This is a genomic window from Spirosoma arboris, assembly GCF_009754945.1.
Taxonomy (GTDB): Bacteria; Bacteroidota; Bacteroidia; order Cytophagales; family Spirosomataceae; genus Spirosoma; species Spirosoma arboris.
The window spans coordinates 340294-355720 of record NZ_WPIN01000003.1 but is presented as its reverse complement, the minus strand read 5'-3'; the positions used below and the strand labels follow the sequence as shown (position 1 = coordinate 355720).

The window sequence follows — 15427 nt, the reverse complement described above, 5'->3', positions numbered from 1 at the left end:
AAACTAGCGCGTATCATTCATCCTACTTTGTATTGAGACCATCACCCGTAATCGCCCTCATTGGCAATCCAAACGCTGGTAAATCGTCCCTATTTAACCAACTAACAGGTCTGCGCCAAAAAACGGGTAATTTTCCCGGTGTTACAGTAGATAAGAAATCGGGGACCTGGCCTGTTGATACGCAAACGATTGCTACTATCGTTGATTTTCCCGGTATTTATTCCATTTACCCGAAGTCCTTAGATGAGCAAATCGTAACCGATATTCTGGCTAATCCTGAACACCCCGACTATCCTGATGTTTCTGTAGTTGTTGTCGACGCGGCTAATCTGCACCGGAATCTCCTGCTTTTCACACAGGTGTCTGACTTTGGTGTTCCGGTCGTCCTGGCTCTAAACATGCTCGATGTAGCTCAACAGGAGGCCAAAGAGGTTAATGCGGTTCGCCTGGCGATGCGGTTGGGTGTTCCGGTTGTGCGTATCAATGCGCGTACCGGCGAAGGACTTGATTTACTCAAAAAGGCTATTTTGGGGCAACTTCAGGAGCCAGTAATGCCTGGTAAATTGTTCTTTGATCCGGAAGAAGAACTATCGGATCTGATTTCAGATACCAAAAAACAGTACCACCTCGACAATAATTATCTTTCTTTACAATACCTTATTCAGCATGATGGGTTCTCGTTCCTGAATCGTTCTCAGCAGGTTGGACTGGATGCGCTCATTGATAAATATCAGTTTAATGAGCAGACATTTCAAGCAAGCGAAACGATTACCCGTTATAAACGGATTGCGGCCATTACAAAGGAGGTCGTTACCAGTAAACGATCTACTAATCAGCCTACCTGGAGCCAGAAACTAGACCATTATTTGTTGCACCCAGTTTGGGGGTACGCTATTTTTGGCTTCATTCTGCTCCTGATTTTTCAGGCTATTTTTGCGTGGGCGCAGCCTTTTATGGATGCCATTGACGCGGGTGTGGCCTGGCTCAATGGTCAGCTAAAAGAGAGCCTGCCTTCTGGTCCCCTCACCGATTTATTAACCGATGGAATTCTGGCCGGTATTGGTGGAATATTAGTGTTTATTCCTCAAATAGCGTTTCTATTTCTGCTGGTCGCCCTGCTTGAAGAATCGGGTTATATGTCGCGGGTAATGGTGATCATGGATCGCATTATGCGCAAGTTTGGACTGAATGGCCGAAGTGTAGTACCATTAATTTCGGGCGTTGCCTGTGCGGTGCCAGCCATTATGGCAACACGAAGCATCGGCACCCGACGAGACCGCCTTATTACGATTCTGGTAACGCCCCTGATGAGTTGCTCAGCCCGGTTACCTATTTATACCATTCTAATTGCATTGGTAGTCCCAAGCCGGCGCATTCTGGGCTTGTTTAATTTGCAGGGCTTGGCCCTAATGGCCTTATATCTGCTTGGTTTAGTGAGCGCCTTAGTAGCCGCTTATGTGTTGAAATTGTTCCTTCGAACCAAAGAGCGTGGTTATTTTATCATGGAGTTGCCAACGTTTAAGATGCCGCGCTGGAATCACGTTGGATTGACTGTGTGGGAAAGTGTTCGATCATTTGTTTGGGAGGCAGGACGGGTAATTCTGGCCATTTCTATTGTATTATGGGTGCTGGCCAGTTATGGCCCCGGCGATTCGATGGATAGGGCAGAAGCCCGCGCGAAGCAGCAAAATCGAACACTTTCTACGGATCAACTACAGAATCAGATAGCCTCCGATCGACTCGAAGCATCCTATGCCGGACAGTTTGGGCACTTCATTGAGCCTGTGATTCGTCCACTTGGCTATGACTGGAAAATTGGAATTGCATTACTTAGCTCATTTGCCGCCCGTGAGGTATTTGTCGGGACTATGTCTACAATTTATAGTATCGGTAGTGGGGGAGATAATGCGGATATTACAATTCGGGAACGACTTCGTCAGGAACGAAATCCTAGTACAGGAGGGGCTATGTATACGCCGGCTCTTGCCTGGTCATTGCTAATTTTTTATGTGTTTGCCATGATGTGCATGAGCACCTTAGCGGCTACGCAGCGAGAGACAAAAAGCTGGAAATGGCCTGCTGTTCAATTAGTTTATATGATGTTGCTGGCTTATGGAGCGGCCTTTCTTACCTATCAATTACTTCAGTAGGTGGTCCCAATGACCATTAAAAAACCGCACGACAACATCTGTAGATGTCACTCGTGCGGTTTTTATTGGTAAAGATTTGATTACCAGAGCAATCCTTTTGAAACCAGAGGATAGATATGGTAAATGATATAAGCTAACAGTGCTACGGCCAAACTACCTAAGGCAGTTGTTTGATCGAAACCTGTCCGGTCTCTTCGTGAAGGGCGATTACTTCGCCAGTCCCGTTGTACTATATTTTTCATTGGTGTGTCAGTAGGTGATATAGTTCGGTACAAAATTGGGATATCCGCTATAATCAAAACAGCGCAAAAACACGGATTTTTTCGATACGTATAACTACCTGATCTGGCACTAACTAATATATGTTTGTTTCTTCAAAACGGTAGCTTGTTTGATAAGACCCTACCTGCCTGGTAAAGTAACAGAATTATTAAAACTTTTATGAATTGACTTTACTCCCACCGGAGAGCGTCTATTACATCAGTAGCAATCATACCAATAGGGCCTCGTTGTGCGGCTACCCGGTCACCAGCTAATCCATGCGCAAACACACCCAGAACGGCAGCCTCGATAGAGTCATAGTTTTGGGCTAGTAAAGCCGTTATGATTCCCGTCAGTACATCGCCAGTACCGCCAGTACTTAAACCTGGATTGCCCGTTGAGTTGAAATGGACATCACCCTCGGGTGTTGCTATTGCCGAGTTGGCTCCTTTTAAGACAACGACGACCCGATACTTTTGGGCAAACTCACGGAGAATATCTAATTTCTGATAATCATTCTCCCACTTTTGGGTTAGCCGTTCAAACTCTTTGGGATGGGGTGTAAGGATACTGTTTTTGGGAATTTGCTTTAGTAACTCCCGATTTTCGGACAGTAAATTCAACGCGTCAGCATCAATAACCATCGGCTTTTTCAACGTCTTGAGCAAGCCTTTGAGCATATCCAGTGTTTCGGGGGCCTGCCCAATACCAGAACCAATACCAACCACCGCGTAGTCGGCTGGAGTGGGACTATTTAATTCGCTTGCACCCCGGTCTGGAGTTCCGGTTAGTACATTCGGGTTACCATCAGGGCGGCACATGGCTTCGGGTACAGCTATCTGTAGTGCGTCATAACCACACTTGGGTACATGAACCGTCAACAGGCCAACCCCCGACCGCAGGCAAGCTTTAGCTGCCAGAACAGCCGCCCCCATTTTTCCATAACTACCAACCATGAGCAGGGCGTGACCAAACGACCCTTTATTCGAGAACCGATCACGTTTACGCAATAATAGTCGGGCGTCCTGAGGCTGCGTATAATAATAGGGGGTAGGAGCCAGGTCAATATACCGCTTATGCAATCGAATGTCCACAATATGCCAATCGCCTACGTAACGGCCATTTTTTGGCAACATAAATGCCAGTTTAGGCAATTGAAAGGTAACTGTATAATCGGGTTCAATAATCGTATCAGTAGGCGCGTTGGGTTTGTCGGTGTAGAGACCGCTCGCAATATCTAGTGCAACGACTGTTGCTGGCGAACGATTGATCATTTCGATAACACTCTTGACAATTCCCTCCGTTGGTCGCGAAAGGCCCGACCCCAGAATAGCATCAATGAGTACTTCGTTGTGGCGAAGGGCTGGAATTTCCTGCGTTAATTCAATATAACGAATCGTTTCGGTGACTAATTTTAGTCGCCGATGATTATGCATAAAATCGTCTGATTCCCTGGGCGCATACCGGACAACGTGTATTTCAATGGGATAATCTCGTTCCAGAAGTAATCGGGCAATGGCCAGACCGTCGCCCCCATTATTACCTAACCCGCAGAATAATTTGACAGGAGTTGTATTAGGAAAACGATCAACAAACCAGTCAACAAAGGCAAGAGCCGCACGTTCCATCAAATTGATGGGGGCAATGGGTTCATGCTCTATAGTCGATTGATCAAGGGCGCGGATTTGGTCAACGTTTAGAATTTTCATAACTGTGTCGCAATGTACTCAACTGTAATTTTGCAAAAGTATTTTCTTCCTACTAGAAATTTACTATCTTTGCGGCTCATTTCGCAAATACTTATCTGGCGATTTATATACGGTCATGAGCGAGTTAATCAAATTAGTGGAGGCAGACAACGCGCAGCGTCGCACCGAGTTGCCCACATTCCGGGCCGGCGATACGGTGAACGTACACGTTAAAATCCGCGAAGGAAATAAAGAGCGTATTCAGGTCTTTACGGGTACGGTGATCCAACGCCGGAATCCAAGCAGCGGTGGTGAAACATTCACTGTCCGCAAAGTGTCTAACGGTGTAGGTGTTGAACGGATTTTTCCGCTTCTTTCGCCTAATATCGACAAAGTTGAAGTTGTCCGTTTGGGTAAAGTTCGCCGGGCTCGGTTGTTCTACCTACGCGGTCGTCAGGGTAAAGCTGCTCGTGTTAAAGAGCGGAAAGCAAAAGCCGTTGCAGCTTAATTGCCTAGTTGCTAAAAATCAAAAGCTGCCTGAAAAGGTGGCTTTTTTTATGAGTTATAACGTTACAAATTAATGACTCTCGACTTTTTTAAATACCAGGGTACCGGCAACGATTTCGTGCTAATTGACGACCGTAACGAAACATTTCCTGCTTCTGATCAGGCCCTTGTCGAACGCCTTTGCGACCGACGTTTCGGTATCGGCGCCGATGGACTTATCCTGCTACAGAACGATCCGAATTATAATTTTCGGATGGTGTATTTCAATGCCGATGGGGCCGAAGGAAGCATGTGTGGCAACGGTGGCCGTTGCATTGTTCGATTCGCTCATGACCTGGGCTTGTTTGAGCGTGAAACTCGTTTTCTAGCTGTAGATGGTGAACATACTGCCTTTATAAGCGAAGAAACGGTCTCCCTGAAAATGAGTGAAGTGACTGGCATTGATAACCGAGGTGGGCTTACATTCCTAAATACTGGCTCTCCCCATGTTGTTCAGTTTGTCGATGATCTTGAATTCCTCGATGTCGTTAAAGAAGGCCGCGCCATTCGCTATGATGCACGCTTTCAACCCGGTGGTACAAACGTCAATTTTGTGCAGCCGATTGATGGTAACACATTATTCGTCAGGACGTATGAGCGCGGTGTGGAAGATGAGACATATTCGTGTGGCACAGGTGTAACAGCGGTTGCTTTAGTCGCGCATCATCAATTAAATATGCCCGATCCTGTGTTGATTAAAACCCTTGGAGGTAATCTTCGGATATCGTTTAATGCCAAAGCATTAGAGCAGTTTGATACTATTTATCTGATTGGTCCAGCCAGGCGTGTTTTTGCTGGAACGATAACCGTTTAGGCCTTAGACTAGTTAACTTGGGAGCTATACATTGATTCAATCAAATGATTCTTTATAAGAACAAAGGAATACTCCCATCTATTTGGCATTTTCATACGGGCCCTACGGCTAAATCCCTGCTTCGGCGACTAGTTGTTGTTGGGATCTACGTAACAATTGTTACAGTTGCCGAAATGCATTACACAGATCTACGGCTAAAAGATACACCGGGCTCATTTCTGGGGGCAATGGGTATTCTGCTAAGCCTACTGTTGATTTTTCGGACGAATACCGCTTATGATCGTTTCTATGAGGGGCGACAAGCGTGGGGTGAACTAGTGAACAATTGTCGCAATCTGGCTATCTTCTTTAATGCTGTTTTGCCGGAAGGTGATAGCGAAAGTCGCCGATTTTTTGCGAAAGCGATCTCCAACTTCCCATTTGCACTCAAGAATCATCTACGTGATATGCCTAGATTGGACGAACTGGATATGGTGGAAGAAGGTGAACGACGTGATTTGAGCAACTTCGACCATAAACCCGCTGGTGTGGCCAATCAACTTTGGGTGAAGACCGAAGCACTCTATCGGGCAGGGCATATTTCTGAATCGCAGCATATTAACCTGAATCAGCATTTGACAACGTTAATGGATGTGTGTGGCATTTGTGAGCGGATTAAAAGCACGCCGATTCCATTCTCATATATGCTGTTTATCAAGCTGTTTATCATTCTCTACGTTGCTCTGTTGCCATTCACGGTGATTGTTGCTTTCGGTTATCTAACTATTCCGGCTGTTGTATTAACATCCTATGTTTTGGTAGGTCTTGAAATGATTGGCGAAGAGATTGAAGAGCCTTTTGGGATGGAACGCAATGATCTGCCTCTGAATCAGTTGAGTCAATTGATTCGGGTAAATGTCCATGATATTTTGCAGATATACCTGCCGCACGTCGAAAAACAGGCCGCCAGACCAGGATTCACGATTGTGACCTGAGAGTGAATTAATCGACAGATTCGATAATTCCTCCGTGTAAATGATAAATGGTTTTGTTCTGTAGTTCTGGCTGGCGCAGTAAATCTTTGGCTGCCACCCGACTCCGAACGCCATTGGTGCAAATCACAATCAGAGAGTCGTAGGGTAGAAGTTCAGCTTTTCGGGTACGAATGTCAGGCAGAGGAATATTTATTCCACCAATGTTGAACTCGTCAAACTCCCATTCATCGCGTACATCGATAACAACAGTATATGGTTGTTGACGAAGTGCTTCCACTTCGGAGAGGGTAATGTCGGTGTAAGAATGGGTGGGCACAGATAATCTATTTTTGAGCTAATTTGAGCCGAGTTGCTTGTACAACATCCAGAGCAACGCCCGCTAAGTGAGCAATCTTCTCATCAGAAAAGGTCGTTTCAGTCAGTAGGTTTTTTATTAGTTGAAACTGGGATTTAGCCTCTCCTTCCTGAATACCTTTTTGTATTCCCTCTCGAATACCCTTTTGTATTCCTTCTTGAATACCTTTTTGCATTCCCTCTTGAATTCCTTTTTCTGTACCTAGTAAGAATCCTAGATTACGCCCCTTAACGTAAAAAGGATCATTTTGCTCATTTACGTATTTAGTTAGATTATCCATAGCGGCTTCTAGTAATGGTTGAAAATTACGCAATTGAACTAAAACGCGCAATTGCGCTATGTACCTTTGAAACACCAAGGGGCCTTCGGCAGTTTCATCAAGCTTTTGAAGAACCTGATTTAGTACGGCTGGTGACTCTTGCGGTTGGAAATTAGCTAATACAGTTAGTAAAATTTCTTCTGGTGTATTCGAGGTTAAGAATAAATGATAGTCAAGGTCACGGAAGCTAATGAGATTATACTGGAAAGACAGATCACCAATGTTCAAATTGGTTGGCATTCTAGCTACCATTGGCCCTAAATAAAATACATATTGTCGTATTGGAACTTCATATAATTCCAGCAACATAGCACAATAATTGTGCATCCGATGAACCATTTTGGGCTCATTTGCCAGTTGAAATTCGAGGTGTAGTATAAAGGTCTGACCAGATCGGTCTGTAATGCGCTTCAGAGCATCGGGCTTACGTTCTTTCGTATGCTGTAGGTCGTCAGGGAGTTCTTCCGATAAAATGGGGTAAATACCAAGTACTTTTTCCATAAGACCTGGAATTGAAGCTTCCAGGTTTTCTTTAAGTATCTTGTCGTATTGACTGGATTGCTTGGAATGACGACCTTTAATCGTTACAAGGTACTATAAATCCTTTAATTGTATATAACTAAAAACTGTCAATCTGTCAGACTTGTCTACACTGGAACAAGATTTGACGAATGACCTGATAGATCATAATTACATCTAACTATACCTTATGGAAGCCGTACAGAACGAGAAAGGGCAGATTTCGATCCATACCGAGAACATCTTCCCGATTATCAAGAAATTTCTCTATTCCGACCACGAGATTTTCCTGCGTGAACTGGTCTCTAATGCTGTCGATGCAACTCAAAAACTGCGTCAACTTTCTTCATTTGGCGAGTTTGGGGGCGAATTAGGTGATCTGAAAGTGACTGTTTCACTGGATGAGGACGCCAAAACCATTACTGTTAGTGATAATGGTATCGGTATGACCGCCGACGAGGTTAAGAAGTATATAAACCAGATTGCGTTTTCTGGTGCGACTGATTTTCTTGAAAAATACAAAGATAAAACAGACGATAAGGGTCAGATTATCGGGCATTTTGGTTTAGGGTTCTATTCTGCCTTTATGGTGGCTTCGACCGTTGAGATCGTAACGAAGTCATTCCGTGAAAGCGCTGAACCTGTTCGCTGGGTTTGCGATGGCTCGACCGAGTTCGAATTAACGGCTGCCGAAAAGGCTGAGCGTGGAACCGATATTATTCTGCACATTGCTCCCGATTCGGAGGAATTCCTGAGTAAAGGCCGGTTACAGTCTATACTGGACAAATATGCTCGCTTCCTCCCCGTACCGGTAGAGTTTGATGGGAAGGTTGTAAATAATACAGCCCCAATCTGGACGAAGTCGCCTTCGGAGTTGACGGATGAAGATTACAAGACGTTCTACAAGGAACTGTATCCGATGAGTGAGGAGCCTTTGTTCTGGATTCATCTAAACGTCGATTATCCCTTCAATCTGACCGGTATCCTGTATTTCCCGCGTATCAAAAACGAACTGCGTTTTCAGCGGGAGAAAATTCAGCTTTATAGCCGCCAGGTATTCATTACCGACGAAGTAAAGGACGTAGTGCCTGACTTCCTGATGATGCTTCATGGCGTAATTGATTCGCCTGATATCCCGCTTAACGTATCGCGGAGTTTCTTACAGGCCGATTCGAACGTTAAGAAAATCAATGGCTACATCACACGGAAAGTTGCTGATAAACTTAATGAACTGTTCAATGCCGATCGGAAAGCCTTCGAAGAGAAGTTCGATGACATCGGATTGTTTATTAAGTATGGTATCCTAAGCGACGAGAAATTCTGGGAGAAAGCGAAAAACTTTGTACTACTCAAAAATACGGAAGGGGTTTATACCACGCTGGACGAGTATCGCGAGAAAATCCAAGCTAACCAGACTGATAAAAATGAAACGTTGGTGATTCTGTATACCAGCGATCGCAAACAACAGCATTCTTATATTGAATCAGCAACCCGACGTGGATACGATGTGCTGTTGATGGATAATGTTATCGACGCTCATTTCATTAATGCACTGGAGCAAAAACTTGAAAAAGTGCATTTCCAGCGTGTTGATGCCGATTCAATTGACAAACTGATTGATAAGGGGCTGAACAATGAAAGTGTATTATCGGAAGCGGACCAAACTAAGCTGAAAGAAGTATTCGAGCAGGTATTGGACAATAAAATGCTCAATGTGAGTGTAGAGGCCCAGCCAACGGATGAATTGCCTGTTACGATTACGATGCCTGAGTTTATGCGTCGGATGAAAGACATGGCGGCTCTTTCGGGCGAACAATCATTCTATGGTAGCCTACCCTCAAGCTACAATGTAGTGGTAAATGCAAACCATCCGCTGATCAGTAAAATACTGGGAGAAATTGACGCCGATGTTCAGAAATCGTTGGTGAAGCAATTGTATGACCTCGCACTGCTTTCGCAAAACATGCTCACAGGAGCTGATTTGACGGCCTTTGTACGTCGGACGGTGGAGAAATTGTAATTCTGACCGGGATTTATGTGATTTAACTGACTGACTTTGATTTTGGTATTCAGCTTTCTGCGAAAGCCAAGTAAAAGAAATCAAAGTCGGTCAGTTAAATCACATAAATCCCGGTTCAGATTTTTTTAGTGAACCAGACTTTCCTCCGGGCCACCAAGCGCCCCAGAATGAAGATTAGTATAAGGACAATAATTGCGACCGCCAACAAGGGTAAAAAAATACTGAAAAGCGACAGCCCAAAGGACGCTACATTTTCGCCTGTCGCTACAACGGGATTGCCGACTCCACCCGTCGTGGCTGTAGAACCAAGTCGGAGCAAACTGGTACCCGCCTGAACAATTCCGGCTGAACTCCCGCCCAAAATTAAGCCCAAGCCCCAATGTAGCACAGGATTGTCGATGTGTAGAAATGAGGTGCTTAGTAAGGTTCCGGCAATAATCGAAGTTGGTGTAGCAATGGTATCGAGCGCGTTGTCGAGCCAGGGGATATAATAAGCGCCTATTTCAAATACAGTTGCGACCGTTAGACCCACCAGAGCAGGCCAACCACTAAGCCATTCAAAACCAGCCATTGTGCCAACAAGACCGAGTTTAGTAGCTACACTGGCGATTAGTAAAGGCACAAAAACCCGAAAGCCACAACACGCGGCCAGGCCAACGCCAATACAGGCACTTATAATCCATTCGAAGGACATAATTAGTGAACGTTTTAAGTATTCGGCTTAGAATAGGCCCATTTTCGTATCAGCCTGCTGAAACTTAAACTGAATACTGCAAACCGTGTTCAATCTAATCAAAAAACTGTGAGTTGAAATTCATTAAAAATGCTTCGTCTGTCGCGCGGGTCAAGGCTGTATAGAGCCATCTTACAAATTCGTCATTCACTTGCCCATCGGGTAGAAATCCCTGATCAACGAATACGGCACTCCATTGGCCGCCCTGCGCTTTGTGGCAGGTTAGGGCGTAGGCGAATTTCACCTGTAAAGCATTCAGGTATGGATCACGCCGGATGGCTTCGGAGCGTTCTTTCTTGCTTTTGATATAGAAATAATCCTTCATGACACTCTCATACAACGCCTTGTACTGATCCGATGTCAGTGAGGGAACAGGTGTATGGAGTGTATCAAGCATAATTTTCGCATCAAAATCGGGCTGCTCTTCATAATCGACTAGGCGCAATGTAACAGTAGCGAATCGGAAGCCGTGCATTTCTTCTTTGTTACGAATTTTCTGCACTTCAGCAAACTCTCCATTAGCCAGAAAACCCGCCGGAGAATCTTCGTCAAGAACCGTATAATTATTCCGGGCAATCATGAGCATGTCGCCCGCGTCGAGTTCTTCTTCGCACTGGTCAATCATTCGCCGGACAAACTGATTATATTGGACGGCTGTTTTGTTCGAACGGCAAATGATGGCTGTATTCTCGCGGCCATATTTATCATAGGCATACCGAATGCCATCTTCCAGTTTAGTTAGTGGCATTTTGTAGATGTCACTAAACGACCGGACATTCAGGCGGATGACGGGAGAATCTGTCGATGACATCGTTGGTTTGTCACTCAGGAGGGCATCAAAACCGACTGCTTTAGGAGTAACCGAATTATCGTTGGACAGCAACATCCGCAGGCCAGTTGCATTGTAAAGAATCCCTGATTCTTCTTCCTGGCGCATTACTTCGGTCAGTTCCTGTTCGTAGACAGTCATATCAAACGCGCTGGCCAGGAATCCCCGATCAAGCGCCGGGCTCAAGTCACGGCCAACAGGCGGCAATTGAGCCGTATCGCCCACAAGCATTAATTTGTTGCCAGGACTTTCAAAAACAAAGTCAATTAGGTCGGTTAGTAAACCTTTCCCTCCGAAATCAGCTTCATCCGAAATCATAGAAGCCTCGTCGACAATGAAAAGCGTGTCTTCGTGATAATTTTTCTGCCGTTGAAAAGCTAATGTTCCGGAGCCGGGATCGGCCACTTGGCGATAAATTTTTCGGTGAATAGTCTGCGCCGATTTTTTTGCGTAGTTGGTCATCACTTTAGCTGCCCGACCTGTTGGGGCCAGCAAAACCGATTTATAGCCAAATCGGGGCAGCACTTTAATAAGTGTACCAACGAGTGTGGTTTTGCCTGTACCCGCGTAGCCACGTAGTAGAAAACAATCGCGATAGTGTTCAACTTCTTCGTGGGCAATGAACGCACCAATCTTTTCAAAGAATTGTGTTTGGCCAGAAGTGGGCTTAAAAGGGAAACGTTTAGCCAGCAAATCAGCAGCTGTTTGGGTTTCGTTCATGAGTCTAAATTACAAAAAAACGCGCAAAGGAAAAAGCGAATTCATAGCCTTCTTCAAGGTATAAGAAGGATGATTTTAAGAAATTTTTAATCCTTTCTCTGTTTTCCCTTTTACCCCTTGTGCTTTTTTGCTATTTTCACACAACACTAAATCCTTCTGACTCACATGAAAATTCGTCAAATTCTTCAGGGCAAAACGATAAATGCCCTTTACTCCGTTTCGTCGGATCAAACCGTGCTGGATGCGCTCAGGCTTATGGCCGATAAGAACATTGGTGCTGTATTGGTTGTTGATAAAGGAATACTTACTGGGATCTTTTCTGAGCGAGATTATGCTCGTAAGGTTATTCTAAAAGATCGACATTCCGATGATACAACCGTTGCTGATGTAATGACAGCCAATGTAATTACCATCGGGCCAGATCAACGCATAGAAGAATGTATGCAGATTATGTCAGACAAACACATACGTCACCTGCCTGTTATGGATCAGGGCGAATTAATGGGTATTATCTCAATCAATGACGTCGTTAAGGCGATTATCGTTGACCAAAAAACCCGGATTGATTCGCTCGAAAGTTATATCTCTGGAAGCCCGTATTAATTCATGTATGATGTAGACTATATGATGCCTTAAACTGCTGTCAAATACATCATATACACTACATCATACATCATAAATTCCCTACCTTTGCGTCCCCAAATGCCGATTATGCCATGACGCAAGTAATGGATTTGTCCGACCGGTCGGAAAATCAATCTGGGTTAGATTCTGCCAGTCCAGTGGATTCGACCCGCGAAGAAGTACAAAAATTATATGGGAATCGCCTTCGTTTGCGGGTTTGTGGCCTGTATCGTGAAGGAGATCGTTTGTTAATGGTTCGGCATCGGGGCATTGGATTAACCGATACGTTTTGGTGTCCACCAGGTGGTGGTCCACAATTTAGTGAAACGGCGCCCAAAGCGTTAATTCGGGAGTTTATGGAAGAAACAGGCCTGGAGGTGGAAATCGGCGATATGTTGTTCGTGAACGAATTTATACAACCACCCCTTCACGCCATGGAATTGTTTTTTGCTGTTCGGGCAACGGGTGGTTCATTACGATTAGGTATTGATCCCGAAATGAGCCTTAACGGACAAATTATTGAAGAGGTCAGGCTGATGAGCTTCGAGGAAATCAAAAGTTATCCGCCCAAAGAGGTTCATGCATTGTTCCAGTATTGTGATTCGCTTGATGATGTGTTCCGTCTTCGTGGTTATTTGCAGTAAACAACTAGTAGCGTTTGGTTTTGCCGACGTGTCTATTAAAAAATAATATCAGTTCAGTATTTATTCCTTCATCTGTTAGCTTGCTGAAGTTGTGCAAATCGCCGTGACCCTCGCACCTACTGTAACCATACGTACCAACTCGTTCGATCTGAGGCAGACCGATAAATTGGTATTATGTCTGGAAGTTGGACGAGATCGGTTTCAATTACTGGTTCAGGATAAGCGCGGCCGGGTGTTGTATCTAGAGGATTACATGTTTCCGTCTCTGTTGACTGATCGCCCTCTCACGAGTATTTTACCTGAAGTATTCCGAGGCCATGCCGTACTGTCGGCAGGCCCCTGGCAGGAAATTCGGATTGGTGTCAATTCTCCCTCGTTTACACTAATTCCCAGGCAACTTTATCGCAAAGAATACGCAGGTAGCTATCTGACTCTGATGCGAGGTAGCACACTTCCCGCTCACGAATTTGCTCAGGCTTACGCACACGAAGCTGACGGTTTTTTTACTGTGTTTAATTTGGAACACCCGCTGGCTGACTATTTTTCGGAAATGTATCCGCTTCAGCCATTGACTTTTATTCATCAGGCCAGTGCATTGATACAAGCCACTGCCAACCTGGACCGCCTTTCGCTAACTCCCAATACCGTTTATTTATATTTTGAAGATGAGTTTGTGACGATCCTGTATCGTAAAGCGCATCAACTACATTTTTGTAATCGCTTTGGCTATAAAAATGTCCATGACTTGGCTTACTATGTTCTCTATGTGCTCGATGAACAAGGCTTAACGGGAGATGATGTTAATTTAACTTTGTACGGTGAAATTACGCCCTTTGCTGAAGCCTATACTGAATTGAATCGTTTCGTTCCTAATTTGTCATTTGGTCAAACACCTCCCGGCTTGATATTGGCTAATGAATTTGATGATTTGCCCGCTCACCGGTATTTGAGCTTATATGGATTAGGTTTACTGAGTGAATGAATGAATGAGTGAATGCGTGAAGGCCATCCGGCAATTTTATTCACTCATTCACTCATTCGCTTATTCACCAATTCACATGAATTATGAAGCGTATTGCTCTGTTCCCGGGCTCATTTGATCCATTTACCAAAGGCCACGAAGACATTGTGTTGAGAGGCTTACGACTATTCGACGAAGTCGTGATTGGTATTGGTCGGAATACACGTAAAGAGCGCTATTTCCCGCTGGAACAGATGATCCAGCTAATTGAAGGCGCATTTGAAGAATATCCGGCTGTACGGGTTATTAGTTATGAAGATTTGACAGCCAATGTAGCTCGGGAAATAGGGGCAAAGTTTCTCCTTCGGGGCTTGCGTAACACCACCGATTTCGAGTACGAGAATGGAATCTCGCAGGTGAATCGATACGTTTATGAAGACGTAGAAACGGTTTTTTTAATTACGTCCCCTCCGCTCGCTCCCATTAGTTCGAGTATTATCCGCGATCTTCATCGTTATGGCCAGCAGGTTGATACGTTTTTACCCTATCAATTAGAGAAGATAAAATAAACTGAGCGGCTGTCTAGCGAATAGGCCTATTCCTTTTCTAACGCCCTGATATCGGCAATAAGATTTTGCATGGCCGGTAAACTTAGGCCATTATAAATGCCACGGATGTGCCGTTTTTTATCGGTTAGTACAAAATTTTCGGTGTGCAAAAAAATGTCTGAGTCTCTTTTTTCGCCAAGGTCTTCTTCTACAAAATAAAATTTTCGACCCAGGTTATATATTTCTTCTTTACTCCCCGTAAGTAGCAGCCATTTCGTGGCATCTACCTTTTTGGATTTGGCAAAGGCCTGTAGCCGAGCCACACTATCTTTATCGGGAGTTACAGAATGTGAAATAAGCTGAATATTTTTATCGACCAAAAAGGTATCCTGTAACACTTTCATATTGATGGTCATTCGGGGACAAATGCCTGGGCAGGTTGTAAAAAAGAAATTAGCTACGCATATCTTACCATCCATATTTTTTTCAGTGAAGGTCTGTCCCGTATGTGCGGTAAGTTTAAAAGGCCGTATACGGTGAAAATTGTCCGATACTTCTTTGTCAAAATGGGGTGTAAAGTCGGATGTGTTATAATAGGGTAGCTTCCGTTCCTGAGGCTGTTCACATGCGACCAGCAGAACGATGAATAGTACCACTAAGCTATACTTAATTCGTTGTTGGAACAGAGTTAACATCGTTTGACGGAGTAGCTGACTGGCCTG

Annotated in this window: 16 protein-coding genes; 9 read left to right on the top strand and 7 right to left on the bottom strand. The window is 44.5% G+C overall.

The genetic code is table 11. The features are described from left to right. The first annotated feature begins 32 nt into the window (after positions 1 to 32). Positions 33 to 2150, top strand: a complete 2118-nt coding sequence (feoB, locus tag GO755_RS09275) for a ferrous iron transport protein B (protein WP_157584469.1) — start codon at positions 33 to 35, stop codon at positions 2148 to 2150. Positions 2151 to 2230: 80 nt separating this feature from the next. Here feoB and GO755_RS40885 read toward each other — a convergent pair whose 3' ends face one another. Then, the gene (locus GO755_RS40885; protein WP_198174787.1) at positions 2231 to 2392 is read right to left on the bottom strand and encodes a hypothetical protein; all 162 of its coding nucleotides are present in this window, start codon (positions 2390 to 2392) and stop codon (positions 2231 to 2233) included. Positions 2393 to 2602: 210 nt separating this feature from the next. Then, positions 2603 to 4120, bottom strand: a complete 1518-nt coding sequence (locus GO755_RS09270; RefSeq protein WP_157584468.1) for an NAD(P)H-hydrate dehydratase — start codon at positions 4118 to 4120, stop codon at positions 2603 to 2605. Positions 4121 to 4235: 115 nt separating this feature from the next. On the opposite strand from GO755_RS09270, the gene rplS reads away from it, so the two are divergent. From rplS to GO755_RS09255, 3 genes are all read left to right on the top strand, one after another. Next, positions 4236 to 4607 carry a 50S ribosomal protein L19 gene (gene rplS, locus GO755_RS09265; RefSeq protein ID WP_157584467.1) on the top strand — a complete coding sequence of 124 codons (372 nt, stop codon included), beginning with the start codon at positions 4236 to 4238 and terminating at the stop codon, positions 4605 to 4607. 72 nt (positions 4608 to 4679) lie between these two features. After that, entirely contained in the window at positions 4680 to 5459 is a 780-nt protein-coding gene (gene dapF, locus GO755_RS09260; RefSeq protein WP_157584466.1) for a diaminopimelate epimerase, read from the top strand. A gap of 44 nt (positions 5460 to 5503) precedes the next feature. Next, positions 5504 to 6433, top strand: a complete 930-nt coding sequence (locus GO755_RS09255; protein WP_157584465.1) for a bestrophin family protein — start codon at positions 5504 to 5506, stop codon at positions 6431 to 6433. A 7-nt stretch (positions 6434 to 6440) separates the two neighbouring features. Here GO755_RS09255 and GO755_RS09250 read toward each other — a convergent pair whose 3' ends face one another. Together GO755_RS09250 and GO755_RS09245 are read right to left on the bottom strand one after the other, a co-directional pair. After that, positions 6441 to 6749: a rhodanese-like domain-containing protein gene (locus GO755_RS09250; protein WP_317165824.1), complete on the bottom strand. Its 309-nt coding sequence runs from the start codon at positions 6747 to 6749 to the stop codon at positions 6441 to 6443. A gap of 7 nt (positions 6750 to 6756) precedes the next feature. Continuing rightward, complete coding sequence (locus GO755_RS09245; RefSeq protein WP_157584464.1) at positions 6757 to 7608, bottom strand: RpnC/YadD family protein; 852 nt, start codon at positions 7606 to 7608, stop codon at positions 6757 to 6759. Positions 7609 to 7816: 208 nt separating this feature from the next. Here GO755_RS09245 and htpG point away from each other — a divergent pair, with 208 nt between their 5' ends. After that, positions 7817 to 9646, top strand: a complete 1830-nt coding sequence (gene htpG / locus GO755_RS09240; RefSeq protein ID WP_157584463.1) for a molecular chaperone HtpG — start codon at positions 7817 to 7819, stop codon at positions 9644 to 9646. A 115-nt stretch (positions 9647 to 9761) separates the two neighbouring features. Here htpG and GO755_RS09235 read toward each other — a convergent pair whose 3' ends face one another. Both GO755_RS09235 and GO755_RS09230 read right to left on the bottom strand, forming a co-directional pair. Beyond that, positions 9762 to 10340 carry a DUF4126 domain-containing protein gene (locus GO755_RS09235; protein ID WP_157584462.1) on the bottom strand — a complete coding sequence of 193 codons (579 nt, stop codon included), beginning with the start codon at positions 10338 to 10340 and terminating at the stop codon, positions 9762 to 9764. Between the two features lie 94 nt (positions 10341 to 10434). After that, on the bottom strand, positions 10435 to 11928 hold the full coding sequence (locus GO755_RS09230) for an ATP-dependent DNA helicase (protein ID WP_157584461.1): 1494 nt from the start codon (positions 11926 to 11928) through the stop codon (positions 10435 to 10437). Positions 11929 to 12093: 165 nt separating this feature from the next. Here GO755_RS09230 and GO755_RS09225 point away from each other — a divergent pair, with 165 nt between their 5' ends. The 4 genes from GO755_RS09225 (at position 12094) to coaD (ending at position 14726) form a co-directional block, all read left to right on the top strand. Then, positions 12094 to 12531, top strand: coding sequence for a CBS domain-containing protein (locus GO755_RS09225; RefSeq protein ID WP_157584460.1), 438 nt, complete (start codon positions 12094 to 12096; stop codon positions 12529 to 12531). A gap of 113 nt (positions 12532 to 12644) precedes the next feature. After that, positions 12645 to 13196 carry an NUDIX domain-containing protein gene (locus GO755_RS09220; RefSeq protein ID WP_227686903.1) on the top strand — a complete coding sequence of 184 codons (552 nt, stop codon included), beginning with the start codon at positions 12645 to 12647 and terminating at the stop codon, positions 13194 to 13196. Positions 13197 to 13287: 91 nt separating this feature from the next. Next, on the top strand, positions 13288 to 14178 hold the full coding sequence (locus tag GO755_RS09215) for a DUF3822 family protein (protein ID WP_317165823.1): 891 nt from the start codon (positions 13288 to 13290) through the stop codon (positions 14176 to 14178). Between the two features lie 83 nt (positions 14179 to 14261). Next, positions 14262 to 14726 carry a pantetheine-phosphate adenylyltransferase gene (gene coaD, locus GO755_RS09210; RefSeq protein WP_157584459.1) on the top strand — a complete coding sequence of 155 codons (465 nt, stop codon included), beginning with the start codon at positions 14262 to 14264 and terminating at the stop codon, positions 14724 to 14726. A 26-nt stretch (positions 14727 to 14752) separates the two neighbouring features. Here the strand turns inward: coaD and GO755_RS09205 are convergent, their stop codons facing one another. Continuing rightward, positions 14753 to 15400, bottom strand: a complete 648-nt coding sequence (locus GO755_RS09205) for an SCO family protein (protein ID WP_157584458.1) — start codon at positions 15398 to 15400, stop codon at positions 14753 to 14755. Positions 15401 to 15427: the final 27 nt, after the last annotated feature.